The 25,302-nt window shown below is 59.5% G+C and carries 25 protein-coding genes and 5 pseudogenes; 15 read left to right on the forward strand and 15 right to left on the reverse strand.

Annotated elements, in window-relative coordinates:
* Window positions 1-103 precede the first annotated feature (103 nt).
* A complete protein-coding gene (locus ADB08_RS07910; RefSeq protein ID WP_016423169.1) occupies window positions 104-1,258 on the reverse strand; it encodes a DUF6542 domain-containing protein in 1,155 nt (384 codons plus the stop codon).
* Between the two features lie 80 nt (window positions 1,259-1,338).
* Window positions 1,339-2,889 carry an AI-2E family transporter gene (locus ADB08_RS07915; RefSeq protein WP_049172279.1) on the reverse strand — a complete coding sequence of 517 codons (1,551 nt, stop codon included), beginning with the start codon at window positions 2,887-2,889 and terminating at the stop codon, window positions 1,339-1,341.
* 94 nt (window positions 2,890-2,983) lie between these two features.
* Here ADB08_RS07915 and ychF point away from each other — a divergent pair, with 94 nt between their 5' ends.
* A complete protein-coding gene (gene ychF, locus ADB08_RS07920) occupies window positions 2,984-4,066 on the forward strand; it encodes a redox-regulated ATPase YchF (protein ID WP_049172282.1) in 1,083 nt (360 codons plus the stop codon).
* A 20-nt stretch (window positions 4,067-4,086) separates the two neighbouring features.
* Window positions 4,087-5,598: a recombinase family protein gene (locus ADB08_RS07925; protein WP_049172284.1), complete on the forward strand. Its 1,512-nt coding sequence runs from the start codon at window positions 4,087-4,089 to the stop codon at window positions 5,596-5,598.
* A gap of 539 nt (window positions 5,599-6,137) precedes the next feature.
* Here ADB08_RS07925 and ADB08_RS07930 read toward each other — a convergent pair.
* On the reverse strand, window positions 6,138-6,542 hold the full coding sequence (locus tag ADB08_RS07930; RefSeq protein ID WP_005293770.1) for a MerR family transcriptional regulator: 405 nt from the start codon (window positions 6,540-6,542) through the stop codon (window positions 6,138-6,140).
* A 169-nt stretch (window positions 6,543-6,711) separates the two neighbouring features.
* Here ADB08_RS07930 and ADB08_RS07935 point away from each other — a divergent pair, with 169 nt between their 5' ends.
* Entirely contained in the window at window positions 6,712-8,271 is a 1,560-nt protein-coding gene (locus tag ADB08_RS07935) for a SulP family inorganic anion transporter (RefSeq protein WP_034664651.1), read from the forward strand.
* Window positions 8,272-8,440: 169 nt separating this feature from the next.
* Here ADB08_RS07935 and ADB08_RS07940 read toward each other — a convergent pair whose 3' ends face one another.
* Window positions 8,441-8,977: a hypothetical protein gene (locus ADB08_RS07940; protein WP_224786635.1), complete on the reverse strand. Its 537-nt coding sequence runs from the start codon at window positions 8,975-8,977 to the stop codon at window positions 8,441-8,443.
* Between the two features lie 35 nt (window positions 8,978-9,012).
* On the opposite strand from ADB08_RS07940, the gene ADB08_RS07945 reads away from it, so the two are divergent.
* The 4 genes from ADB08_RS07945 (at window position 9,013) to ADB08_RS07955 (ending at window position 11,505) form a co-directional block, all read left to right on the forward strand.
* On the forward strand, window positions 9,013-9,486 hold the full coding sequence (locus ADB08_RS07945; protein WP_080971500.1) for a recombinase family protein: 474 nt from the start codon (window positions 9,013-9,015) through the stop codon (window positions 9,484-9,486).
* Between the two features lie 153 nt (window positions 9,487-9,639).
* A complete protein-coding gene (locus ADB08_RS07950) occupies window positions 9,640-10,680 on the forward strand; it encodes a DUF4192 domain-containing protein (protein ID WP_239660043.1) in 1,041 nt (346 codons plus the stop codon).
* Between the two features lie 160 nt (window positions 10,681-10,840).
* Window positions 10,841-10,984, forward strand: coding sequence for a hypothetical protein (locus tag ADB08_RS11675; RefSeq protein ID WP_005291046.1), 144 nt, complete (start codon window positions 10,841-10,843; stop codon window positions 10,982-10,984).
* Between the two features lie 89 nt (window positions 10,985-11,073).
* A complete protein-coding gene (locus ADB08_RS07955) occupies window positions 11,074-11,505 on the forward strand; it encodes a single-stranded DNA-binding protein (RefSeq protein WP_042406442.1) in 432 nt (143 codons plus the stop codon).
* Window positions 11,506-11,535: 30 nt separating this feature from the next.
* On the opposite strand, the gene ADB08_RS07960 is transcribed toward ADB08_RS07955, so the two are convergent.
* Window positions 11,536-11,931 (reverse strand): recombinase family protein, encoded by a 396-nt coding sequence (locus ADB08_RS07960; protein WP_255351587.1) that lies wholly within the window; start codon window positions 11,929-11,931, stop codon window positions 11,536-11,538.
* 558 nt (window positions 11,932-12,489) lie between these two features.
* Between ADB08_RS07960 and ADB08_RS11795 the strand changes: the two genes are divergently transcribed.
* The gene (locus tag ADB08_RS11795) at window positions 12,490-12,843 is read left to right on the forward strand and encodes a type IIL restriction-modification enzyme MmeI (RefSeq protein ID WP_016423158.1); all 354 of its coding nucleotides are present in this window, start codon (window positions 12,490-12,492) and stop codon (window positions 12,841-12,843) included.
* 71 nt (window positions 12,844-12,914) lie between these two features.
* On the opposite strand, the gene erm is transcribed toward ADB08_RS11795, so the two are convergent.
* Together erm and ADB08_RS07975 are read right to left on the reverse strand one after the other, a co-directional pair.
* Window positions 12,915-13,769 (reverse strand): 23S ribosomal RNA methyltransferase Erm, encoded by an 855-nt coding sequence (gene erm, locus ADB08_RS07970; protein WP_049172293.1) that lies wholly within the window; start codon window positions 13,767-13,769, stop codon window positions 12,915-12,917.
* 349 nt (window positions 13,770-14,118) lie between these two features.
* Window positions 14,119-14,352 carry a recombinase family protein gene (locus ADB08_RS07975; RefSeq protein ID WP_224784272.1) on the reverse strand — a complete coding sequence of 78 codons (234 nt, stop codon included), beginning with the start codon at window positions 14,350-14,352 and terminating at the stop codon, window positions 14,119-14,121.
* 263 nt (window positions 14,353-14,615) lie between these two features.
* Here ADB08_RS07975 and ADB08_RS07980 point away from each other — a divergent pair, with 263 nt between their 5' ends.
* The 4 genes from ADB08_RS07980 to ADB08_RS11840 all read left to right on the forward strand — a co-directional run bounded on the left by ADB08_RS07980 (window position 14,616) and on the right by ADB08_RS11840 (window position 17,022).
* Window positions 14,616-15,326 (forward strand): ASCH domain-containing protein, encoded by a 711-nt coding sequence (locus ADB08_RS07980; protein ID WP_049172294.1) that lies wholly within the window; start codon window positions 14,616-14,618, stop codon window positions 15,324-15,326.
* A gap of 273 nt (window positions 15,327-15,599) precedes the next feature.
* A complete protein-coding gene (locus tag ADB08_RS07985; RefSeq protein WP_049172296.1) occupies window positions 15,600-15,989 on the forward strand; it encodes an ArsR/SmtB family transcription factor in 390 nt (129 codons plus the stop codon).
* Window positions 15,979-16,863 carry a permease gene (locus tag ADB08_RS07990; protein WP_049172299.1) on the forward strand — a complete coding sequence of 295 codons (885 nt, stop codon included), beginning with the start codon at window positions 15,979-15,981 and terminating at the stop codon, window positions 16,861-16,863. Before ADB08_RS07985 ends, ADB08_RS07990 begins: the two co-directional genes overlap by 11 nt.
* A 30-nt stretch (window positions 16,864-16,893) precedes the next feature.
* A complete protein-coding gene (locus ADB08_RS11840; RefSeq protein ID WP_005285980.1) occupies window positions 16,894-17,022 on the forward strand; it encodes a hypothetical protein in 129 nt (42 codons plus the stop codon).
* Between the two features lie 124 nt (window positions 17,023-17,146).
* On the opposite strand, the pseudogene ADB08_RS07995 reads toward ADB08_RS11840, so the two are convergent.
* From ADB08_RS07995 to merA, 5 genes and pseudogenes are all read right to left on the reverse strand, one after another.
* Window positions 17,147-17,371: pseudogene (locus tag ADB08_RS07995) on the reverse strand (low molecular weight phosphatase family protein); the annotation flags it as partial.
* Between the two features lie 314 nt (window positions 17,372-17,685).
* Window positions 17,686-17,836: pseudogene (locus ADB08_RS11800) on the reverse strand (IS481 family transposase); the annotation flags it as partial.
* Window positions 17,837-18,211: 375 nt separating this feature from the next.
* Window positions 18,212-19,168: a cytochrome c biogenesis CcdA family protein gene (locus ADB08_RS08000; RefSeq protein WP_049172301.1), complete on the reverse strand. Its 957-nt coding sequence runs from the start codon at window positions 19,166-19,168 to the stop codon at window positions 18,212-18,214.
* On the reverse strand, window positions 19,165-19,728 hold the full coding sequence (locus tag ADB08_RS11805) for a TlpA family protein disulfide reductase (protein ID WP_049172303.1): 564 nt from the start codon (window positions 19,726-19,728) through the stop codon (window positions 19,165-19,167). The genes ADB08_RS08000 and ADB08_RS11805 overlap by 4 nt, the downstream gene beginning before the upstream one ends.
* A gap of 147 nt (window positions 19,729-19,875) precedes the next feature.
* A complete protein-coding gene (gene merA, locus ADB08_RS08010) occupies window positions 19,876-21,300 on the reverse strand; it encodes a mercury(II) reductase (protein ID WP_049172305.1) in 1,425 nt (474 codons plus the stop codon).
* Window positions 21,301-21,408: 108 nt separating this feature from the next.
* On the opposite strand from merA, the gene ADB08_RS08015 reads away from it, so the two are divergent.
* A complete protein-coding gene (locus tag ADB08_RS08015) occupies window positions 21,409-21,798 on the forward strand; it encodes a heavy metal-responsive transcriptional regulator (RefSeq protein WP_004601215.1) in 390 nt (129 codons plus the stop codon).
* A 46-nt stretch (window positions 21,799-21,844) separates the two neighbouring features.
* On the opposite strand, the pseudogene ADB08_RS08020 reads toward ADB08_RS08015, so the two are convergent.
* Window positions 21,845-22,090: pseudogene (locus ADB08_RS08020) on the reverse strand (LLM class flavin-dependent oxidoreductase); the annotation flags it as partial.
* Between the two features lie 114 nt (window positions 22,091-22,204).
* On the opposite strand from ADB08_RS08020, the gene ADB08_RS08025 reads away from it, so the two are divergent.
* A complete protein-coding gene (locus ADB08_RS08025) occupies window positions 22,205-22,492 on the forward strand; it encodes a putative quinol monooxygenase (RefSeq protein ID WP_048734831.1) in 288 nt (95 codons plus the stop codon).
* Between the two features lie 433 nt (window positions 22,493-22,925).
* Here ADB08_RS08025 and ADB08_RS08030 read toward each other — a convergent pair.
* Together ADB08_RS08030 and ADB08_RS11390 are read right to left on the reverse strand one after the other, a co-directional pair.
* Window positions 22,926-23,228 (reverse strand): annotated as a pseudogene (locus ADB08_RS08030) (cytochrome c biogenesis protein CcdA); the annotation flags it as partial.
* Window positions 23,225-23,801 (reverse strand): annotated as a pseudogene (locus ADB08_RS11390) (TlpA family protein disulfide reductase). The pseudogenes ADB08_RS11390 and ADB08_RS08030, both read right to left, overlap by 4 nt.
* A gap of 165 nt (window positions 23,802-23,966) precedes the next feature.
* Between ADB08_RS11390 and ADB08_RS08040 the strand changes: the two are divergent.
* The gene (locus ADB08_RS08040; RefSeq protein WP_011273191.1) at window positions 23,967-25,178 is read left to right on the forward strand and encodes an IS110 family transposase; all 1,212 of its coding nucleotides are present in this window, start codon (window positions 23,967-23,969) and stop codon (window positions 25,176-25,178) included.
* Window positions 25,179-25,302 lie beyond the last annotated feature (124 nt).

Raw genomic sequence — 25,302 nt, forward strand, 5'->3', positions numbered from 1 at the left:
CAACACTTACACGATGGTGCGGATCGCCCTGCTAATAAACGCACGTTGCCCACAGGCTAAATCTGCCTGTGGGCAACTGTGACGGTAAAAGTGCAAGCCCGAGCTACTTGCGGTAACGAGACCTGCTATCGCGCCCGGTTATGCGTTCCTGGCGAGGGCGCTGCTGTCGCGGTGGCCACTCCTCGGTGCGACGGTGGTTGCTCCCCGGGCGTGCGGGACTCTGTTGAGGCTTTTCGGACCGAGACTCCGGCGAAGACTGTTCTCCCCACATCCGTGCCGTTCCTGCCGCTTGACGACGGGGAAACTCCTGCGTTGGCCGCTGCGGTGCGTTTGGCCGTTCAATCGGACGACGAGGCTGCTGTCTAGTCGAGTTCGGCGAAGTGGAATCCTGAGTGAACTGCGCCTGTCCCGGATGCGGGCGAGACTGCCAACGGGATGTTGGCTGCTGGGCCCGCTGTGCGAAATTCGAGCGCTGCTGGGCGCGCTCCCCAGAGCGGTCAACTGGTCGCTCACGCAGTTGCTCGGCGTTGCGCGATGCCGAGCTGGCGCTCGCTGCCGGTCGGGCACCAGAACGAGAAGTCTCCTGCCGAGAGCGTGCAGCCTGCTGGCGCGCCTGGCGGCGAGCTTCGGCATCTCGGATAATGTCCGCAGCGGGACGTCGTGAAGCAGGGCGTTCCTGAGAGCGAGAAGCTACGCGGCGATCAGATTCGGCGAGACGACGGCGCACCTGAGAGCTGGATTCGACAGCGGCTTCGTCACGATGCTGGCGCTGTTTAGCGGCCTTGCGCTGGGTGTTGAGGGATTTCTCCTGGGTGCGGGTGATTTCGAGGTAACGCCATACTGCGATGATGACACAGATGATCATCAAGATCAGCAGCCACGGGAACTGCTGGATGATGGGATATGCCGAGGTCACCAGGCGAGCGCGTTTAGAGGTCGTCGCGGTCGCGCCACCATTTTCGGGATCGGCGAGAGAACCGGTAAACCACGCTGTGAAAAACGTGACAAGCGCGAACAAAATGGGGATTTGAGCGACGGTAACTACCAGGCCGCGAGGAACCACCAACAGTGTTCCGGCGACAGCAGCCACGGCAAAAGCAATGAAGTAGGGCTTGCCAAGCGAACCGTTGGGAACAGAAAAGAGCAAACCAAAAACTCCGGCCAGAAGCATCAGCAACGGCGGCACAAACATTGGCACGCGTGGAAGCAGGGGTTTGTTCCCACTGCCTTTACGGGTTATTGCTGATCTGTTCGACACGAATGCGTATCCTACCGGTTATTAGTGATAAAAACGGGCAAGCCCGGTATAAGAGCCTGCCCGTGTCTTGGAATCTCGCCCTACTTGTTTTTCTTAGAGAAAGGCCCGGAGACGACTTCAGTGACCTTGTGGAAGGCCTTGGTCATCGTTCCCTCTTCCTGCTTGGTCGGACCAGCATCGGGGGAAACCTTACCGGCGGTGCGAGCATCTGCCTTCACAGCGCTCTCCGCGGAGCTGTCGGAGTCATCACTGCCCAGACGGAACGAAGCCAGTCGGTCGCGCATCGCACGGCCGGCAGCTTCAATCTGAATGCCGGAGATTGATCCGGCGTCCGTGGCGAACTCGATATCCTTTGCAGTCTTGTCGCCCGTACGCAAATCAGTGAGGTCGCCGAGGTAGCGGAACCAGACCGCGACGACTGCAGTGACCGGCACCGCCAGGAAGGCGCCGATGATGCCGAAGATACCGCCACCGAGTAGGACAACCAGCAGGACGATTGCGGCGTGCAGGTCCATAGCCTTGGACTGCAGAATCGGGGAGAGAATATTGCCCTCAATCTGCTGGACGGCAATGATGATGAGCAAGACAAAGATTGCTGTGGTCAGGCCGTTGGCAACAAGTGCGACAACCACCGCAATGAAGCCGGCGGTGAACGCACCGACAATAGGAATGAAGCCAGCGAAGAAAGTCACCACGGCCAGGACCATTGCCAGCGGCACATTCAAAATCGCAAGACCGGCACCGATGAAGACCGCGTCGATAAGCGAAACGATAGCCTGCGTGCGGATGTAACCCGACAGCGTGTTCCAGGAGCGGGTGAGCACCTCCGTGAGATGCCAGCCGAGGCGACGTCCAGTCAGGCGGCGGAGCCACGGCAGGAAGTCTTGGCCGTCCTTGATGAAGAAGAACGTCAGAACCAGCATTGCCATCAAGGTTACGGCGGCCGAGGAGACCACCGAGATGCCCTGGAAGACTGTGTTGGCGATATCGCCGGAGCGCTCCTGAAGCCATGTGGACCCCTGGTCCAGTGCGTCGAGAATCTGCTCATCCTTGACGTTAAATGGTGGAGCCTGAATGATGTTCTGGACTTCCTGAATGCCGTCGGTGAACTGGCGACGCAATTCTGGGAATTGCGACTGCACAGTCGGTGCGAGGAACGCGACAACGCCGCCAAGCAGCGCCAGCGCGCCTAGGATGACCGTCAGTGCGGAGAGTGCGCGGGGCCAGCGGTGCTTCATCAGGAACACGGCGGGCGGGGCCAGCACCGTGGAGACAATCAAAGCCAACAGAATCGGCAGAACGCCAGCCCAAATCTTTCCCAGAATCATAGCGCTGACGTACAGCGCCGCTGCGGTGATGAGGAAACGCAGGCACCAACCTGCGAACCATCGGGCGCCCTCGCCAATGACGTCGGCGCGGTCGATGGACTCGGAGTCATTTTCGCTCATAAGCTCATCGAGGTTTTCAGCATCTTCCGGCAGATCCGGTTGCGTTGCCGCTGACTTATGGGCGTCGGAGGGGATAGACAGAGACTGTTCTATCCGCAGAGGCTCCGATCCCATTACGTGATCGATAGCGTCTTTTTCGGACTGCGCAGTCCACTCTTCGCCTTCATTGGGTTTATTGCTCACGTATTCATTATGGGGGTTCGGAGGGGATAGGGGGCAACTTCACGAAGTTAGGGCGAGTTCAAATCTTTCTCCCCGAGCCCGTAAGATGAGCAATGTGAGTCTTACACTTGGAATCGTCGGTCTGCCCAATGTCGGAAAGTCAACCCTGTTTAACGCCTTGACACGCAACGATGTGCTGGCTGCGAATTATCCGTTCGCCACCATCGAGCCGAACGTCGGCGTTGTGGAGCTTCCCGATCCCCGTTTGAATAAGCTCGCCGAAATTTACGGCTCCGAGCGTATTCTTCCGGCTACGGTGTCGTTTGTGGACATCGCCGGCATCGTCAAGGGTGCATCGGAGGGCGAAGGTCTTGGTAACAAGTTCCTCGCCAACATCCGCGAGGCTGACGCTATCTGTCAGGTCGTCCGTGTCTTCAATGATGATGACGTTGTGCATGTCGACGGCAAGGTCGACCCGGCCTCTGACATCGGTGTGATTGAAACCGAGCTGATTCTGGCTGATATCCAGACTATTGAGAAGGCGCTGCCGCGTCTGGAAAAGGAAGCCAAGAAGGATAAGGACAAGGTCGGCGAGGTTGAAGCCGTCAAGCAGGCTCTTGCCGTGCTGGAAGAGGGGCGCACTCTCTTCGCTGCTTCTGATGATGTGAAGCTCTCTGCTCTGCGCGAGCTGCACTTGCTCACCGCAAAGCCGTTCCTCTACGTCTTCAATGCTGACGAGGAAGTGCTTGCCGACGAGGACCGCCGCGCGGATTTGGCCGCTGCTGTGGAACCGGCGGACTGTGTATTCCTCGATGCGAAGGCCGAGTCAGACCTGCTGGAGCTGGATGAGGAATCCCGCAATGAGCTGCTGGCCGAAATTGGTCAGACTGAGCCGGGCCTGCATTCGCTTGCTCGCGCTGGTTTCCGCACCCTGGGGCTACAGACCTACCTGACCGCTGGCCCGAAGGAGTCTCGCGCCTGGACCATTCCGAAGGGTGCTACGGCTCCGCAGGCTGCCGGCGTGATTCACACTGATTTTGAGCGCGGTTTCATTAAGGCTGAAATTGTGTCCTTCAACGACTTGGTCGAGGCCGGTTCGATTGCCGAGGCGAAGGCCAAGGGCAAGGTTCGCCAGGAGGGCAAGGACTACATCATGCACGACGGTGATGTGGTGGAGTTTCGTTTCAATGTAACCTGAGGCGCGCTAGTGTTAGCGGCATGACAACACGTGCTGCTATTTACCTCCGTATCTCGCTCGATGCTGCCATGGACGGCCTTGCCATCGACCGGCAGCGTCAGGACTGCGAAGCCCTTGCCGAACAACGCGGCTGGGACGTCGTGCATACCTACGTCGATCAGTCGATCTCCGCGTCGAAAAAGGATGTGGACCGCCCTGACTACGACGCGATGGTGGCGTCTTTTGAGCGCGGCGAGATCGACGCGATCATTTGCTGGGACCTCGACCGCCTCACGCGGCAGCCCTGGCAGCTCGAAGAGTGGATCGACAGGGCGGAAGAGCAGGGGCTGAAACTCGTCACTGCGAACGGTGATGCTGACCTTGCCACCGACGGCGGCAGAATGTACGCGCGTATCAAAGCAGCCGTGGCGCGCGGCGAGATCGAACGCAAAAGCATGCGCCAATCCCGTGCGCAACAGCAACGCGCCGAGCAGGGCCGCTGGTACTCCGGCGGTGTGCGCCCTATCGGCTACACCTCCACCGGCGAGATCATCCCATCCGAAGCCGCCGCCGTGCTCGGTATGTTCCGCGCTGTCGAGCGGGGCAACTCCATGCGCGACATCGCACGCGCCTTATCTGGGGTCGATCAGCCGGGCTTGCCAGATATCCCTACCACGCCGCGCCATATGCACACCGTGGTTACAGAGCGCAACGCACGCCGCCGCGCTGCTGGCCAGGAAGAAAAGCCGGTGCCTGACGCGCAGCCGTGGGCCTATACGTCGTTGCACTCGATCCTGCGCAACCCCGTGTATGCCGGCTACTCCACGTACAAGAAGGCCAAGCGCAAAGGCGTGAAGGACAAATACCGCCGTGTCACGCATATCGTCCGCGACCCCGATACCGGCGAGCCGGTGAAAGGGCAGTGGGAGCCGATCGTCACACCCGATCTGTGGTGGCGTGTGCAAAACGTGCTCGATGATCCCGACCGGCTAACGAACAAGGAGCGACGGAACACTCGCCGCCATCTTGGCTCGGGCCTGTATGTCTGCGACGAGTGTGGCAACCCCGTGCGCACGCATGCCGACCGCTACCGCTGTGCGGCCTGTGGCTTAGTGCGCACGCACAGCGTCGATGATTTTGTGCTCGCCGTGATCCGCGCCCGCCTTGGCCGTGACGACCTGGCGGACCTGCTGCCGACTGCGGACGACGACGAGGTGGGCGCCATCGACGAGGAACTCGCTGAGCTTCGCGCAAAGCTCGCCCGCGTCCAGGCTGACTACGACGAGGAGCTTATCGAGGCCCGTGATCTTAAGCGCGCGCGTAACCGCTATGAGCCGCAGATCGAGAAACTCGAAACGCGCCGTGCCCGCCTTGCTGGCGCATCGGCGCTGCTCGACACAACCGGCTACGCCTCGCCCGTGGACGCCTTCGACAACGCAGAGCTTGCCGTGCAGCGCCGTGTCATCAACACCCTGTGCCAGGTGCGCCTGCGCCGTGGCGTGCGCGGAAGCAAGACCTTCAACCCTGAATCAGTGCAGATCGTGTGGAACTAGGTTGCAGTGTGTGACACGTCAACAATCGCGCGCATGCGCTGTAGTGCGCAACGCTTCTACGAAGGAACGCCACGGGAGCCGGCAGTTCGGGGGATCTGCCTTCGTGTATCGGGGGTGACACTGCTCAACCGTGGCGTTCGCAGGAAGTATGACACGGCTCTTGTTACCCCAGAGGTCGTAGGTTCGAATCCTGCCCCCGCTACCAACTTCCAAGCCCCTGCCAGGAGAAACACTGGTAGGGGCTTTAGTTATTTCTCTTAAGGCGCACGTCCTGGGACTCAAATCGGGACTTTAGCGATGGCATTTTGTCACTTAAGCCGGTTTGGAAGTGATGGGGTTAAGTGACAATTTTTCGATTTTGTGACCTTGGATGACTGTGTCTTTTTGAGGAGTCGTCTGCACGGATTTCAGAAGTCCTCTGTACTATCGCCATCCACTCCGGAGAGGCCGCGGGCGTTCGTCCACTTCATTTGGAACGCGATTCGACAGAGCGCATTCAATACGATGGTCTTTTTCTCCCTGCGAAGGATGGGGGCAGTTTAGGGTGCCAGGGTGTTGACCAGATCGAGGAATTCCTCAGCGTAGGCAATTTGCTTGCGTAGCTTTTCGTAGCGGGTGCGCGTCTCCTCACGAATGTCGGCAAGGGTGGCCTTGGCATTACTCCGTGCCTGCTGTGCGGTATCACTGTCCTGCCCGCCATCTGAACTATGAAGAATCTCCGCAGCTTCCAGGAATTCCCGCATCTGATCCAGAGTAAACCCCAGCGGTTTCATCCGTCGCACCAGCAAAACACGACGTACATCAGCCTCACTATAAAGCCTGAACCCACCAGGGCTACGCCCCGATGGGGTAATCAGGCCGACGTTGTCATAATAACGCAAGGTGGGAATCGACAACCCCGTCTGGTCAACGACCTCGCCGATCTTGAAATTACTGTTTTGCATTGCCTGTTCTCCTTCACGGTGATGTTGCCCACGGGTTCCTGTGCCTGGGTTGGCGGTTGAGTAAAACTCCCGCTACCATGACCACCATCACCAAACCTAAAGTTACTAGAGGGTTGGATTCCTTTCGGGCGTTCGCCCAGTTACCTATCCCCTCAAAGATTGGACATCTATGACTGAAACTAGCACGGCGGCCCCCCGCCCCCTCCTGAGTCCAGACGGCGCTGATGCCCCTACCGGGATCATCGCATCCTTCCGTTACGCATTTTCTTCCCCCGCCCGTATCCGTATAGAGATTCTGGCCGGACTGGCGGTATCCCTGGCGCTGATCCCTGAGGCCATTGCCTTTTCCATCCTTGCCGGTGTTGACCCAGCCATGGGTCTGTTTTCCTCGGTAGTCATGGCCATTGCGATCGCCTTTACCGGTGGCCGCCCGGCAATGATCACCGGCGCCACCGGGGCTATTGCCCTAGTCATTGCTCCTGTGGCGCGTGGTTACGGGATGGATTATTTCATCGCCACCGTCCTGTTGGGCGGTGTCCTACAAATCGTGCTCGGCGCCCTCGGTGTGGCGAAACTTCAGCGTTTTATCCCCCGATCGGTGATGCTGGGTTTCGTCAATGCACTGGGCATTATGATTTTCACCGCCCAACTCGAACACCTCATTGATGTGCCTTGGATAGTCTACCCACTCGTCGGCTTGGGTGTGGTGATCATGATTTTCTTCCCCAAGCTCACCAGTGTGATCCCCGCCCCGCTGGTCACGATTATCGTGCTCACCGGTTTGGTCATTGCCGCCGGTTTGACTGTCCCGACGGTCTCGGACATGGGCAAGATGCCGGAGACCTTACCGTCCCTGTTTATTCCGAACGTGCCGTGGACGTTGGAGACCCTGCAGATCATCGCGCCTTATGCCCTGGCCATGGCCGTGGTCGGTCTCATGGAATCGTTGATGACCGCCAAGCTCGTCGATGACATCACCGACACTCATTCCGATAAAACTCGTGAATCCTGGGGACAGGGGGTGGCTAATATTGCCTCCGGTTTCTTCGGCGGCATGGGTGGCTGCGCGATGATCGGTCAAACCATGATCAACGTCCGCGAATCCGGGGCACGTACCCGCCTATCCACCCTGTTAGCCGGTGTGTTCCTGCTGGTCCTGGTCCTGGCACTGGGCGACATCGTTGGCATGATCCCGATGGCTGCGCTGGTGGCAATCATGATCATGGTCTCGGTCGGCACCATCGACTGGCACTCGGTGCATCCACGCACCCTTAAACTCATGCCGGTCTCTGAGACCATTGTTATGGCCGTGACGATTATTGCCACCCTAGCCACCAGCAACCTGGCCATTGGTGTGGTGTTGGGTGTGGTCACCGCGATGATCATGTTCGCCCGTCGGATGGCACATATCGCTTCCATTGAAAAGGTCTCCGAGATCGACGGCGACGGCGATGGCGAGATTGATACTCGTACCTACCGGGTGCATGGCCAGTTGTTTTGGGCATCAAGCAATGACCTGGTTTATCGCTTTGATTACACCGATTCTGCCCGTCATATCACTATTGATCTCACTGAGGCGGAGATCTGGGATGCCTCCACGGTCGCGACCTTTGACGCGATTACGCAGAAGTTCCAGGACAGAGGCAAAACCGTGTCCATTATCGGGCTCGACGGTCCCAGTCAGGACCGGCTGAACCGCCTGTCTGGCCGGCTTGGCACCGGCCACTAACATCCCCCGACTCGAGCACATCGACTTGGCGCCCCAACTTATAACCGGGGCGCCAGTTTATTGGTGCTGTTGCAAAGTTGGGGCATAGGAAGAGCATAAAAGAAGCGTAGCGGTTAACCGCTACGCTGTGTTGTGGGGATTTTTACTTTTTACGGTGCACGTGTTCTAGTTAGTGGTTCGTTTCTTTCCTCGGGTGATTGCGACGGTATTCCTCGACTAAGTGAGCAATACCCGGCGCAGCCTGGGACAACATCCAGGTCATAAGCGCTATAAGAACCCCTATGACGATAAGTGTTAACGCCAACCAGCCCAGTGTTGGGCCGATGCCGTTGGCCTCCTGGACGTGACCCCACAAGGCAGACACGCCGTCGGGTATGCCGAGCATACTTAGCAGCCCCTTCCCCAAGGCTCCGACAGCAACGAGTGCAATAGCAACGAAGAGAACACTGGCTGCAATCCACGAGGCAGACATGCAGGCCTTAATAAAGTTCGTGTTCGACTTTTCCATATCGTCGTTATACTGCTTGCGTTCTGCGCGTATCTCCTCCAGCAGCTTTTCGTTGGACTCCTTCTCCTGGAGCAGAGCGCTGCGAGCCTTCTTAGAGGCTTCTGCTGCCTCGTGCAGGCTCTTAGGCTCTTTCGACATTGCCTCAGATACAGCTACTTCTACCAGCGGTTCCAGGCTAGAAGTCAGGCTCGAAGTCATCTGAGCGTTCAGGCTCTGGCTGCGACCCGAACCACATCTACTCAGACACCATCTCCGGCACCAACTGGCAGCGGCCCGGCCTCGATGACGCGCTGGCGTACATGCGCCCCGACGACACGCTCGTTGTGACACGCCTCGACAGGCTCGGCCGCAGCCTCGCAGACACCGTGAACACCATCGCTGACCTGGCGGAGCGCGACATCAACGTCAAGGTGCTAGAGCCAGCGCTGGACACGTCGAAGCCCACCGACAAGGTGGTTATCAACGTTATGGCAAGTTTGGCCGAGTGGGAACGTGACCTGCTTGTCCAACGCACCCGTGAGGGCGTGGCGCACGCCCGCGCCCAGGGCAGAGTCGCCGGCCCCAAGCCGAAGCTCAGCAACGAGCAGGCGCAGATCGCCAAGGAGCTTATTGAGAGCGGCAAGTCCGTCAGCGCTGTAGCGCGCACCTTCAACGTCTCACGGCCGACGATCTATCGCGCTCTCAAGCGCATCGAAGCCGACGTGTAAGCACAGGCTGCGTCGCTAGCGCCCGCACCCGGTAAAGCCCAACATCAGGCTGCGCTAGCGACGCCCGGGCACATAGGCACTGCACTGCTGGGATACGCCTGCGACCGGCAGAGCCGGGCCGAATTCGGGATTGACCATATACACCCCGTATTCGTGCAAAGGAGCACTGCCATGTCCACTCATTCCCACACGCTTGCATCCCACGGTGAGATCCTCGCGAACCTCCCCGGCATCCTCGGCTTCTACCCGAACAACTCGCTGATCCTCGCGTTCTTCGTCGACGACGAGGGTGTCGACACCATCCGCCTCGGCCCGGTCGCGCGGTTCGACCTGGACGAGGCCGTGGAGAAGCTCACCGAGAGCCGCGAGCGGTTCGCAGCGTGGGTCCACCACCTGGAACTCGACGCTGTTATCGCGTACATGATCAGCGATGACATTGCGCAGCCGGTCTTCGACGAGACAGCCACGTATCTCACGAGCGGGGCCGTGCACCTACCGCCGCTGCTCGGGGTGGTGCAGGTACCCGAGATCGTCACCGGGGCTGCCTGGTGGTCTGTGTACCAGCATCCGCTCATCGACGAGCCTCGCCACGGCGTTATCGGTGAGGTCGCCGCATCAGCGGCGCTGCGGCAAATGCTAGAGCACACCGGCGAGCTGCCGGAGCCGAGCAAAGACGACATCGAGGCACGGTTGAACAGCACCGATCACGGCATCGACGCTGCCGAGCACGCCGACATCATCGAAGACGCGCTGGCGTATATCCCGCCGATGTTCTCAGACATGCTGCAGCGTGAATACGAGCAGGCGGCGGCAGGGATCACCCAGCCGAGCGCTCGTGCTGTTCGATCGGCGCTGAAATGCTTCACCACGCCGCGCTTGCGGGACACGCTGCTTGCCGCACTGCTCGATGACCCGCAGGCGGGCCTTGCGTTCATAGAGAAGGTTATGCGCGCTGTCCCGACCAGCTGGCCAGGGATGCGGGCGCAGCTCACCGCCACTGTTGCCGTGCTCGCCCACGCCACAGGCCAGCCGGGGCTAGCTGGCGTGGCTGCGCAGCGAGCCACCGAGATCGGGCCGGACGAGAACTTCCCGTCGCTGGTCGCGAAGCTAACCGATATCGGCCAAGGCGAGCGGATGGTCGAGCTTGTCCGTGAGGGCGCCGAGAAGACCCGCACGATCTTGTTTGCCGAGTAACACCGCATACCCCGTTGCAGCGATGCAACGGGGTTTCTTTTTTCTCGTCGGCCGTGGCTTGCGACGACAGACACCTCAACGAGGTAGGGGAGCGACCCCTAGACAGCAGAGCTGTCTCCAACAGACGGATTGACCACCAATCCGAACAAGGAGGCACGTGATGCGCGACTTCATCCACACCGACCTGGAACTGCTCTACCAGCTCGCCGACGGCATCGACGGCGAGGACGCCGATCCGGGCGCAGCACAAGAACTGCGCGACCTAGAGGCGGCAGGCACACCGCTGCCCTGGGCAGTGCTGTAACGGCAGCGCAACCCCCGCAGCAGCAAAGCCGCTGCTTCAACACCCAAATTGCACAGCAATTCACACCCACTCACGTAAGGAGAACCATCATGTCCAACCCCTTCAACAACGGCACCATCGTCGGCAACGCAGCTCGCGCACCGAAGCTGTTCGAGCACGCAAACGGTGGTGCGACGGTGAAGCTCAGCGTCTATGCGCGCAACACCTTCAAGAACAAGGCCACCGGCAAGGTGGAAAGCGAGATCGTGGAGCTGACCGGCTACGTCCAGGACGCTAAGAACCCCGGCGTATTCGGCTGCATCGGCTCCGGCGATCGTGTCGCGGTGAGCTACTCGCTGAAAACCGACGTCTACACCGACAAGGACGGCCAGAAGCAGTACCCGCTGGTCGCACGCATCGACACGGTGCAGCTGATCGATTCCAAGAAGGAGTCCGCTGCGCGCGCAGCCCGTCGCGGAGGCGAGGCAGCGAACGCCGCCCTGGCTGGCGCTGACGCCGACAACGACGAAGCACCGTTCTAACAACGACACCCCGCAGGGAAACCTGCGGGGTTATTTTTTTTCAACTATTTCACGGTGTTGATCCAGCTCTTTCACGGCCTTACCCAACTGAACAAAACCCAACAGCCCTAGCATCAGCTTGGCGATCGGGGTGGAGTCTTTTGAGTAGGTCTGTCCCTCCTTGAGGAACTTCACCGACACTCCTTTGCTGACTAGCTCGTCAACAATGGCGTACAGATCCGTCAGTGAACGCGCGCACCGATCCATCGACGTGACGACAAGCTGATCTCCTGCACGGACATATCGCATTGCTTCATCAAGTCCAGGGCGCTCACGCGATCCACCACTGGCCTTATCCGTGTAATAGGTGAAGACCTTCTCTGCCTTGAGTTGTTCAATCTGACGATCAAGGTTCTGATCTTTCGAACTCACCCGGGCATAGCCCACCTTTTGTCCTGAGATCGCCCCCAACTGTTCAGTGATCTCCAGAGGCAGTGACGGTTCTGTTCCGTTAGTCTTGGAACTAACCCTAGCGAACAGGAAGTTTTGTCATTCACAAATTGTTCGCTTGGGGTGTACCCGATTGCGAAGTGGATCTAGCGGGCTCTAACCCGGAGGGGTAGGCGATTCCACATCCTTAAATATAGGGGTGCGGCACGGAGTGTCGTCGATAAATAACCATTTGATGCGCGCGTGCGGAATTAACAACGAAATACCGCTAAAACAGACAACATATGGGGTGCACAGAAACACATATAAGTTCTGCGGAAAACCTATAGGGTGCGTCGCTAAAAACCGCTGTGCGCGAAAAACATAAAGGGTTTACGGACCCGGTCCCAGACCCCTCAATACTCTGAGCCGGAAGAATGGAAAGTGGAAGGTTGATGTATCCCCACTATTTATTTTTTCCGTTTTTCGGAGTACATCGGGAGCTACAACTGCGGACCAGCTCTGTGTGAACTAGATGAGAAGGCGCAGCAGCGAATCATCGACGCTGGACAGTTGGTGCTGCGGGCACGCGAGCGGCACCCCCAGCGGTCACTCGCGGAGCACTACAACCCGTTATCGATGGACCCAATTCTGCTCAAGGCTCACAACAACTTGGACCGGGAAGTCGATAAGGCTTTCGATGTGGCACGCAAACTCACCAACGAGCGCCAGCGCCAGGAGCTACTGTTCGCCAGCTACGGGGAGTTGGCGAGGGGCTATGTCTCCTCGCTTTCATCAAAATCTAAACCACCAGCAGGGTCGTTCCCCGTGCGGGTGATTTTGATCGGTCCCGCTGCTGGGTGTAGAACCCTGTCGCTGGCAACGCCGGGAACTATGACTGTGCCCGACGAGAACACGTCACTGCCATAACGCGGCTCACGGTAGACGAACATGGGTCGTTCACTACTACTGGTGGATTTCGGTTTTGGTGGTGGGGGGGATTACCGCCGCCGGCCTCGATTTTTCCGTTGAGGAGGGCGTTGACTACTTCCCGATTGTGAAATGGGCCGATGGCGCGGTGAAGAGGAACCAGTCACCTGGAAGAGATCGATCCAGTCGCTGGTGTGCAATCTGGGAGGTAGGGTTGCGGGGTCGATTCCTCGCGAGCGCAACCATGATTGTGTCTCTGAACGTGATGAAAACAACCCTGCCCTTCGGAGAATTTCCCCTATCCCGCGTCCCCGGGCGGTGAAAACGGTGTGCACCATCGCCTGAAAGGCTTTGCGTTGCTCTATCGGGATCTTCGGGTCACCCACCCGGCGGATCACTAAGATCCCCCCGTCAACGTTTGGCTGTGGCCGGAAAGCAAACCTTGGTACTCGGGAACCAAGGTGAAACGTGAACCATGGGGACCACTGAGCTGTCATCATCGTGCTTGCACCTACCCCGGCCCGGCGGCGAGCGACTTCCCACTGCATGAGGAGTACAGCGTCAGTCCATGCCGGCGCATGCAACAGCTTTCGAAGAATGGCAGTGGTGAGGTGAAAGGGAATGTTTCCCACAATGACGCAGGGAGTGGCGGGTAACGGGAAGTTGAGGAAATCATCATGGACCACTTCGACCGACGCCGAGGCGGTCTTTTTTGTGAGTTTGGCAGCTAGTTTTGCGTCTACCTCAACTGCCGTTATTGCCCTCCCCAAGTGGGATATCGGGTGAGTGAGGGCACCGCTTCCTGGCCCGATCTCAATGATGGGGCCGGAGGTTTGTTTTACAAGATCGACGATGGAGTTGATGATCTTGTGGTCTGTGAGAAAATTTTGGCCATGTTCGTGACGGCCGTATCCGTATGTAGACATCAGGTGTGCTCCGTGGAGTTGAAACGGAGCCGGGCATGGCAAATGGCCGCCCGGCTAAAGGACCGGAGCGGTTTCTAACCTGCGGGAGGGAGAAAACCGCCTTAGCGGCTGGTGAGCGGCCGCATGAAAACGGAACCTGAAATCAACATGGGCCTATCGTATCCAATTAATTTCGCAGGGTCCAATACGGTGAGAAAGAAGACAACCGCACCGCAACAGTGCAAGACCTCTCTGGATTGGAATTTGTCCTACCTTCGGCTCGTCGTACAGACGCCACTGGCGTATTTTGTCTCTGGGCAACGAGGGGGAGTTACCCCCACCTCCGGATGTTTTTAAGGTGCACCCCTTATTACGCTGTGGTGCGGGAGTAGTTTTGTCCGACTGATCGGACTACCCACCGACGTGGGGCGGGTAGTTCGAGGTCCCAGCAGATGATCGCGTCGATTTCGCCGCGTTCAAAGGATGCCACCATGGCGTCGTAGTCGGGGCGAGCCACATTCTTCTTTGACGCGGAAATGGACTGATCGACGTAGTTATGTCCTATGTCCAACGTCCAAGCCACGCTGCTTTGCAATGGCTTCACAGTCCTGACGCTGCCGGTCGATGGTGAGGCCATCCACGTCAGCGTCTCGCGAGATACGAAGGTAAATAGGAGCGCGTGTTGCCAAACGCTTTTAATAAGGCCCTTAGCTAACATTGAACTTAAAACTCGACGCTCTATCCACTCAACGTCCTCGTATGGTCCTGTCTTGCTTTGTAAGCGATTGGTACATCTCAGAAACCCCGGTGTTCACGATCTCTGTCTTCACATAGATAAAGCGCGTTGGCAATTATTACCCTTAAAGAGTGATTACCAACGAACTTCGAAATTTACTGGCCAAAGCAACCACCCATGCACAGCGTTTTCAGGACGGAGAAGACCACACTGTAGCCGCAGCGCTCCTTACCAAATCAGGAAAACACGTACTCGGTTTGAACGCGCACCATTTCCTCGGTGGTCCTTGCGGGGAGATCTCGGCTTTAGCCAACCATGCTGCTAGTTATCCAGAGGACCCAATCCAAGCAGTAGTCGCCGTATACGGACCTACTGGTCAAATTATTCCTCCCTGCGGTAAATGCCGCCAGGTGCTTTTTGATGTTGATCCGTCCATCCGGTGCATCGTGCGCGGAAGCAATGGACTTGAAGCACCTACCGTAGAAGAACTCTTGCCATTCGCATTCAACTGGCGAGATATGGAACAAGAGCAGCGCATCTACATGTGGGAAGGCTACGAGGAATCAATTCGTAGCGGAGAAAAGCAACAAACCATCCGGGTAGATGATCCTTTCCATGAAGGAAGTGCCCAAATTGTCTTCGAGAAAGAATCCGGAGAGGTCGTCACTATCCAGGCACAGGTTACGTCCGTTGCCTCTGCCCAGCGAAGTGAATTGTCGGAAAAGCAAGCTAGAAATGACGGTTTTGGCTCCCTTTCCGAGCTTCAGGAAGCGCTAGATACTCACTATCCCGGATTAGCTGCCGATGACAAAGTCGACATCGTAGAGTTCAAGCTCCAGTAACTCGAACGAGCTCAAAGCGTGCTTGCTTTCTGTAGAAGCAGTAAAAACTACAGCAAAAAGCTGGGGCAATCCATGGCGAACGGTGCAGATTGTGGCGCTTGGGTGTGACTTGTGAGACATGCTCCTCCTGGGGATATGTATTTTCAATCCATTGCCATTGATGGTGTCCCACTTCCTTGAAAGTGAGGCGCTCGGGAAAGGCCGGAAGGGGCCTCTTTCTCGACGTTCAAACCATTGCTTGAAATACAAGTAGTCGCTTGTTAAGATCGGGGTGTGCTTACAGAGATTTCCTTATCCATCCCCGCGTCGGATCTCAGTCCCGCCGAGCGGGCCCAGTTACTCGTACCCACCCTGTCCGCGCTGTCGGATGAAAACCGGTTGACGATCCTGCTCACCTTGGCGGAGAAGTCGATGACCAACCGCCAGCTCCATGAGGCCACCGGGATGAGTCAGGCGTTGGTCAGCCATCATCTGGCTGCCCTACGCAAGGCCGGACTGGTGGACTCGGAGCCGACGGGTCGTGCCACGCTGAATTCGGTGTGTTGTACTCAGCTGGCTGATCCGGTGCGCTGGCTGGCGCACCTGGCGACGTTGACCCCGGAGGGACAACGCGCCTGCTGCACGGACACCTCCCTGAAAAGCGAGGTCGTCGATGCTGATTAACGCGCTCGGCACGTTCACTACCCTCCTGGTCGAACTGCTCCTGCTGTTTCTGGTGATCTCCTATGCGGTCGCGTTGATCAACCGGCGCTTCGGCCCGGAGCGGTTGCAGAGCTGGATGGCTGGTGGAGCGGTTCCCGGTCAGGTCAAGGGACTGGCGTTGGGGGCGATCACTCCGTTTTGTTCCTGTTCGACGATCCCGATGTTTGTCAGCATGCTCAAAGCCGGGGTGGCCTTTCGTACCACCGTGACCTACCTGATCGCTTCGCCGCTGCTCAACCCGGTTATCGTCGGCGGGATCTGGCTGACCCTTTCCTGGCAGGTCGCGATCAGCTACGCGGTGATCATGGTGCTGCTGTCGCTGGGAGCACCCTGGGTCTGGACCGCGCTGGGCATGGAAGACCAGCTGCGCAAGGTCAAGGTCAAGGGCGGGCGCCAGCTGGACGGGACCCCGTGGCGTGGAATCAAACAAGAAACCCCGGCAGCGATCCGTCAGGCATGGGACGATCTTCGCCCCATGCTCCTTCCGATGATCATCGGCGTGGCCATCGGTGCATTCATCTACGGGGTCGTGCCCGAAGACGGCCTGAGATTTATGGCCGGTGAAAACGTTTGGTGGCTGATTCCACTGGCTGCGGCGATCGGTATCCCGCTGTATGTCCGACTGGAGACGATGCTGCCGGTCGCCCTGGCTTTATCGGGTGCCGGGGTGGCCATCGGCCCGATCTTCGCGATGATGATCGGCGGGTCCGGGGCCTCGCCACCGGAAATCTCGATGTTGGCGGCAGTGTTCAAGCCGAAACTGTTGGCCACCTTCGTGATCACCATTCTGCTGGCGGCCATGCTGGCCGGCTACGCGATGACGATCATCCTCTAAACCACGTACCTCTAACGAAAGGAGACCCTCATGGGCTTCAAAGACCTGTTTCACAAGAAGAATACGAACTCCGATTGCTGCAGTGTCGAGATCGTCGCCGACGACGACACCGACACCACCAGTAACCAGGAGGAGGAGCATCCGCAGGCTCAGTCCTAACCTGCCACGCTCCTGGTATCTACCAGCATGTCCGGTTTCAGGCCGACGACGCTGATGATCAGTTCAGGCATCAACGACCCCGCGCGAGTTCGCGCGGGGTCGTTGATGGTGTGAGGTGGGGTGGTCAGTTCTCGAGCAACTCGGCAACGAGCCGGCGTACACGCGTGTCGATGTCGTCACGGACCAGACGCATGCGCTCGATCGCCTCTATCCCCCTCCTGGACGGCTCGTCAGTCACCCACCGTTCGCACGTTCCGTGGGCGTCGTCGGGAAGTTCCAGCTGGGCATCACCTCCCAGGATGATCACGCGGTCAACCTCGCGCAACAGCTGTGGATCCACACCCTTAGGCACGAGTACTGACCGGATGGTGTTCCGAAGCCGTCGTCACAACCCTGGTCACCGGGGCCATCTGTGCCAACGCCTTCTGACTCTGACAGTAATTCTAAAACTGTTCTTTTGAGGTGTACCCCAAAAGCCGCATGTCTCGATTATGCCTCACAAACCCCTACCGAGCACCACCCTGCGACAACTTAGGGCGAGACGCTTTAGTGAGACGGGGAGGAGGCCAATTGCCCCATGAAACGGTCTCACATTCCAGTTCCTGCCGGGTGTCTCATAAAACTTTAGGTTTTCAGGACGCTCCGCGACCGCTAGTGGGCCATATAAGCGAGTCGGGTGTGGTCATCGACAGCGGCATGGACGTGGTCGAACCCGATCGGGTCTTCCGGTCGCGGATCGGTCGTGGACTCGCCAACCGCCGCTGTCGGGGATGCGGCTGAGTTTCTTCACATCGATATGGATGAGCTTGCCTGGCCACCAGCAACGCTCTCGCATGCGTGGTCAAGCGGGCGTTACCGTTGGGCATAGAGGCCTCCTGGCAGTGAAGAACTAGACAGCTCCACTAAGCCAGGAGGCCTAGCTATTTCACAAGACCGAAAGTGCCACCAACGTCACGGTCGAGTACAACTAGTGGGTGTCACTGTGGCTTTCCGAAGTCCACCACACTGACGTTCCCGTCATTGCGGGGGCGGTACAGAGGGCTCCTGACGGATTGCCCGAAGTCCTCTGCACGAATTGACTTCCGGCCTGATGCCGCTGTACCAACCTGTCCTGATAGGCTGGCGCCTCGTTTGCCAGAAGATGGGCAAGGTTCCCTCTCCCCCTTGCTTTTTGGGAGTCCTCGGCCAGCTACGGGATCGTGCCTGGCCGGTCCTCGGTCGAGTTGTTGTCCGGAGTTGGTGTGCAGCAGTCGGGTTCCCCGCTTTGCCCGGGGCCCTCGCCTGTGGGCGGCGTTCCCTGTCTAATGCGCAGTCTCCTGCGCCGGTTGAGGGCGGCCAATGCCGATGCGAGCACCACGGCTGCGGCGAGGGCTGCGATCAGGGTGCTGTTGTCGCTGATCCAGGCGCTGGCGGCGGCTGACCATACGGCGAGGCTGTTGGCCTGTGCGGTTCCGCCGGTGGCGGCGGGATACCAATACCAGCTGAGGTAGGCGCCGGTTATGGTGAGGATGAAGGCGGCGATGCGGTTGCTGTGCTTGGCCAGGCCGGTGATTCTTCGCCCGAGGGCGGCCCCGGCGATGGCCGTGCCTGCCGAAACGAGCATCAGGACAGTGGCCGAGCCTGCGGCGTAGGCGGCGAAGACCGCGAGCAGCCCGGCGTAGCTGGCGACGGCCTGGGCTTGGGCGATCACGGCCAGGAGCACCCCGAGGGTGCAGCCGAGGGATGCTGCGGCGTATCCGATCCCGAAGGCCACCATGCGCCCGGTTTTGCGACCTGCCCCTGCGGCTTCTTGTGTGCGGGGTTTCGTGGCCCAGGCCGGCAGACGGAGCCGTGGTGTGAGTCCGGTGAGCATGGCCAGGCCCAGCAGGAGAAGGATCACCCCGGTGGCCATTCCCAGCCAGGGCGCTGCGCTGATCAGGGTCCTGGCGCCCGCGCTGACGATCAGCCCGAAGGCTGCCAGGGTCCCGGCGAAGCCGAGGCTGAGCGCGAGCCCGGCCCGGAGCCCGTGGGCCAGACGCAGCGCGAGCGGGCGCGTCCGGGCGTCCCCGATGGTCTGGGCTATCCAGGCGGGCAGGAGGGCGAAACCGCAGGGATTGACCGGGGCAATCATTCCAGCGGCGAAGGCCAGGGCAAGCAGGGCTGTCATTGGGCACTGGCCTTGGTGAGTTCTTCTTGGATCTTTTCCGCAGACGGGTCGGTGGCCCGGAAGGTAACGTCGCCCTTCGCGTCGACCACCACCAGGGTGCTTATGGAGGTGACGTTGTACCGGGTGGTCAGTGTGGCCCCGGTGTCGATGACGGCAGGGAGCTCAGGGGCCTTGATGTAATCGCGGAATCCGTTGATGGTCTCCTTCGGTTCTCGGGGGTCCACGTCCACCAGGAGGTAGTCGGCCGAGCTTCCCAGGGCCGTGGAGGCCTTGTTCAGGGAATCGGCCCCTTCCACACACTCACCGCATCCGACAGAGAAGAAGAACAGTGCTGCGGGCTTACCGTCCGGGATGGTCCGGGTAGTGCCGTCAATGTCGGAGACCGTAACAGCAACGGCACCGGCCGCGTCGGGCGACGAACCGCCTGGCGCGGCCGACGGGCCGCTCGGTGAGCTGGCGCAGGCGGTTGTCAGTGCCATGACCGCTGCCAGAAACAGGGCGGAGGCGAGGTGCCTGGGCCGGGGAATGGACAGAGAACGGCGGGATCTCGGGTATGTCATGGTGTCTGGTGGTTCCTTCCAGGAATGGGGATGGGGACTCAGGCGGTGCCGTGGTCGGTGCGGTGGTGCTCGGGGGACAACAGATAGGTGAGGGCCTGGTCGGTGGCGGTCATGGCATTCCTTTGCTTCGGTAGTGGGGGCTGCAGCTCAGGCGCAGCAGGAGAGCTTGGAGACGTCGGTGGTGAAGGCCTTGGCGGCGCTCCTGATGCCCTCGGCCATCGTCAGGTAGGGGCTCCAGGCGGCGGCGACCTGCGCGGTGGTCATGCCCGCTTCGAGGATGTAGACGCCGGCGGCGGCGATTTCCCCGGCGTCCTTGGCCACCGCGGAGAGGCCCAGGATCCGTCCGGTGTCGCGGTCCGCGACAACCTTGATGAAGCCGCGGGTGTCGCGGTTGACCACGGCTCGCGGCACGTACTCCAGGGGGAGGACCCGGCACTCGCAGCTGATCCCGGCGGCGACAGCTTCCTTTTCCGTCATCCCGACCGCCCCGATGGCGGGACTGGTGAAGGTGACCCGGGGCAGGTGCCGGTAGTCGACCTCGGCCAGGGCATCGGTGAACGCATTGTCCACGGCCAGGGCGCCGTGGGCCGCTGCGACGTAAACGAACTCCCGATGACCGGTCGCGTCCCCGGCGGCCCAAACCCGCGGGTTGGACGTGGCCAGGCGGGAATCGACCACGATCTCGCCGGATGCGCCGGTCTTCACCCCGACGGCGTCAAGATCCAGTCCCTCGGTCACCGGGCGGCGGCCCAGTGCCACGAGGATGCGGGAAGCGCGGAACACCTCCTCGCCCCCGGCCACGTTTGCCGTCACCGAGACCCCGTCCGGGCCGGAGGCCACGGAGTCGGCCATGGCCCGCCGGACCACCCGGATCCCCTCGTCGGCGAACACCCCCGCCAACGCCTTGGATGCCTCCGGTTCCTCCTGCGAGGCCAACCGGGAACGGACCAGCATGGTCACCCGGGAGCCCAGCCGGGAGAAAAGCTGTGCCATCTCCAGGGCAACATAGCCTCCGCCCAGGATCAGCATTGATTCGGGCACCTCGTCCAGTTCCATCGCCGTCGTCGAGGTCAGGTACCCGGCCTCGGCCAGTCCGGGAACGGGCGGTACGTAGGGTGCGGAGCCAGTGGCCACGAGGTAGTGCCCGGCCTCGATCGTTCTCACTGCACCATCCGGGGAGATCACCCGGAGCAGCGGTGCGTCCTGGGTTCCGGTGAACGACGCGTCCCCCGAGATCATCTTCCACCCGTAGTCCGCGGCCAGATCGACGTACTTCTCCGTGCGCATGCTTTCAACCAGCGCGGCCTTGCCCTGAATCAGGGCCGGCATGTCCACCGGGCCCGCCGAGGCCGCCACCCCAGGGAAGCGGGCCGAATCCAACGCCACGTGGCGGGCCTCCGCGGCAGCCAGGAGCGCCTTCGACGGGACGCAGCCCGTGTTCACGCATGTCCCGCCCACGGTGCCGCGCTCCACCATCACGACGCGCTTGCCCAGTCCGGTGGCCCGGATCGCGGCCGCAAACGCTCCGCCGCCGGAACCAATAATCGCCAGATCGAACTTTTCGTTTGTCATTCCAGATGTCTCTTCCCTGTGGTTCAAAAGTTCCTATGGAACCATTGTGAACCTTCCAGTACAATGGAAGGTCAAGTGTGGTGGCCATTGGAAGGGGAATTGGCGAACATGAGGATCGGACAGCTTGCGGAAGCAACCGGAACCACGACCAAGACCCTGCGGTTCTACGAGGAGTCGGGGCTGCTCCCTCCGGCCGAGCGATTGGCCTCCGGCTATCGGGACTACGCCGAGGATGCCGTGGGTCGGGTCGGGTTCATCCACCGGGGCCAGGCCGCCGGGCTGACCCTCGCCCAGATCCGCCAGATCCTCGACATCCGCGACGGCGGCCAGGCGCCCTGCGAGCACGTGCGCGACCTGCTTGACGTGCGCCTCGCTGAGATCGAGCAGCAGATCGCGCAGCTCTCCGTGCTGCGCGACACTATCGCGGACCTCAGACAGGACGCCGCACACCCGGACCCTGAAACGTGCAGCACCGATCAAGTGTGTAGGTACTTGTAGACGGCGGGACTCAATGACTCAAACGCTACAACCCCGATATGCGCTAGCGCATGTCGATGACACCGGTGCCCATCTCGATGTGTTTGGTGGTGGCCGCGACAGCACCCAGCAGCGGCATCGGGGCGGAGGCCTGCGGCACGAAGTGGTGGACTCGGAAGGACGCGTTGTTCACGCCGATTTCGTCCGCAGCCTGGGTGATCTCCAGATGAGTCTTGGCGATCTTTTCCGCAGATGGCCCGCGCTGGCCACCGAAGGCGTAATGCCCGAAGCTTAAGAAGCCGAACGCTTTCATTGGATAACACTCCTTTTGATGGTGTTAACGAGAGGGAGTAACTTTGCAACGACATACCGTCGAGTTCAAGTTCAACGTTTAAGCGCCGCGTCTGACTTATAGCGAAGGTGTTCTATGAGCATGATCGAGCTGAACGGCATCTTGATCTGCAAAGACCACAGTGATGTTTCAATCGTTGAACGGTTCCTTCCAAAACACGTTGAGCTCTCTCGTGATGAACCCGGGTGTCTGCGCTTCGAGGTCACTCAATCCGACGACCCGCTCGTATGGAATGTATCAGAACAATTCACTGATCAAGCATCGTTCGATTCGCACCAAGCGCGGGTTAAAGCGAGCGAGTGGGGTCAGGCAACAGCGCATATTCAACGTGACTACACCATCACGGGGCCCAGGGGAGGGTGAAATCGTTGACTACCGCTAGCAAGCTTCCGCCAGTGTACCCGAGCGTAAAGGCGCTAGGCAGTCACGCGCCCAACAGCAGCGTGCTGAGCAAGGGCGCTGGTGTTCCGACGGTGTACGTCCTATTGGCTACAGCTCAACAGGCGAGATCATCCCTGCTGAGGCGGAGGCTGTACTTGGTATCTATCGTGCTATCGAACGCGGTAATTCCATGCGCGATATCGCCAGCGTGCAGTGCATTGCTGCTTCAATTGGCCCTTCTTGCGTGCTCTCTTCTGTCCCAGCCACTTTATTGACACGTAGATTGCACTATGTACTAGGCAGCCATTTCATTGACACGTTAATTAAACAGTGAAGTAGCCAGCCATTCGATTGGCACGTTTACTGCGCAATAGATTGACACCAACGCCGTGTCCTTTACTCGGGAGACACCCCCGGTGACGGTGGCCAGCACAAAGACGACGGTGAAGCCGAGAATGAACAACCCGGCCGCACCCGCTACCGCCCACTGGCGTTTGGTGACCACCGCGCCCCCCTCGGCGTCGTAGTCGACCTCCCCGCCGACCACACTGGCCAGATACGACATATATCCGGGTACCAGGGGTACGACGCACGGGGAGGCGAACGAGATCAGACCTGCAGCTGCTGCAGCCAGGATGCCGATCATCAGTGGCCCGGTGGCCGCGGCGTCGGCGAACTGCTGGCCAATCGCCAACTGCGCAATCACATCAACGGTCATGATGCTGGTGCCTCCTCGGCCAGCGGCAGAGCGACATCAAGGATGTCATCGGCGGTGACCTCCCTCAGGAACACCGCGGCCGGGCGGTGGCTTCGGTCCAGGACAATGGTGGTCGGGATGACCGAGGTCGGCACCTCCCAGGGCCGCAGCGATACGAAACGGCGGGTCGTAGATCGAGGGATAGGTCACCGCGTTGTCGAGTTTGAAGTCCTGGGCGATGGTCTGGTTGTAGTCACGGACGTTGATGCCCAGCACCGTGCCACCGAGGGGGTCGAGAGTCTCCTGGACAAGCTGCAGGTCATCGACTTCCGTCCGGCACGGTGCACACCACTAGCCCCAAGCGTTGAAGACGACGACCTCGCCTTCAAAATCAGACAGGCTGATCTCCTCACTTTCCTCCATCAACGACGGGCAGGAGAAGCCCGGCAGCGGCGCACATTCCTCCTCTGCGTAGATAATCTCGGTTTGGCCTCCTGGTGAGTGGAACTGGAAGGTGCCCGTTACCTTGTGAGTGTCCCCGATAATGGGGATAGTCGCTGGTCCGGTATGGCTTACCTGCCCTGTAGTTTCCATAATCCGGGGGGTGTTGCCGCCGGGTGCCAGGACTTTCGATGACAGCTGATAGGGACACGGCCAGTTTTAAACTAGGTCTCTTTGTAACGTGGGTGCTTGCAACGAAGGTCATGACACCAGCGACTGGAACAACGCCATACCCATCTCGTTTTCTAGGAGCTCATCATGTCTCCGGAGCATTCCATCGACATATTCCTTGGGTTAGACGTCGGCAAATCTGAACACCACGCCTGCGCCTTAGACCGTGATGGCAACAAGGTCTTCGACAAACCGTTGCCTCAACTCGAATCCGAACTAGCAGGCGTTTTTCACCAGCTTCAGAAGCTTGGCACCGTGCTCGTGATCGTCGACCAACCCAACACCATCGGCGCACTACCGATTGCTGTAGCCCGGGACTGCGGTTGCGAAGTCGGATACCTGCCAGGTCTTGCGATGCGCAAAGCTGCAGATCTCTATCCGGGACGTGCAAAAACAGACAAACGCGACGCATTCATCATCGCCGACACCGCCCGCACAATGCCCCACACGCTACGTGCCGTCGACCGCAATGATGAGGTACTCTCCGCCCTAAAGATGCTGTCCGGCTTCGATGATGACATCGCCCGCGATTGCACTCGCACTGTCAATCGGCTTCGCAGTGTCCTCACCCAGATCTACCCCAGCCTGGAACGAGTTTTTGCTGGTAGCACCCTGACTCGCACGCCGATCCTGGAATTATTGATCCATTACAAGGGACCGCAGGGGCTAAAAAGAGCCGGATACCAACGAGTGTTGAACTGGATGATCAAGCGCACACGTAAAGACCCCACCCCGCTGGTAGACGACATTTTTACAGCGCTGAAAGCTCAAACAGTCACCGTGCCTGGAAGCGATGCCGCCGAGTTAGTAATTCCTCAACTGGCTGCAAACATCCAGGCCCTCAAAGAGCAACGAAACACCATTGCTGAGCAGGTTGAAGAGATGCTCGCTGATTTCCCTCTTTGTGAGGTCTTGATGAGTATGCCCGGAGTCGGCATCAAGACCGCAGCGCAGATCCTTCTTGCGATCGGTGATGGCTCCGACTTCGCTAGTGCTGGCCACTTAGCTGCTTATGCTGGAATAGCACCCGTGACTAGACGATCCGGTTCGTCGATCAGAGGTGAATTCCCGGCACGGTCAGGCAATAAACGACTGAAAAACGCCTTGTTCTACTCCGCATTCGCAGTTATCCGCAGCCACGAACCGTCACGGCGGTATTACGAACGCAAACGCGCTGAAGGAAAACGCCACAACGCAGCAGTCATCTGCCTGGCACGACGCCGATGCAATGTCATCTACGCGATGCTGAAAAACAAGGAGTTCTTCCGCGAAATCCCGCCACGCCCCGTCGCCGCATAAAGCCCCAAAGACGAAGCCGACCAGCACACGCTGGCCGGCTCCTAGGCACGCCTAAGAAACTACTCCCAAGACTGTGCTCGTCAACATCGGTCTGGCACTTGACAAAAACATAGGGACACCCCCC

Origin of the sequence: Corynebacterium sp. 239_CJEI (genome assembly GCF_001055995.1) — a bacterium.
Lineage (GTDB): Bacteria > Actinomycetota > Actinomycetes > Mycobacteriales > Mycobacteriaceae > Corynebacterium > Corynebacterium jeikeium_D.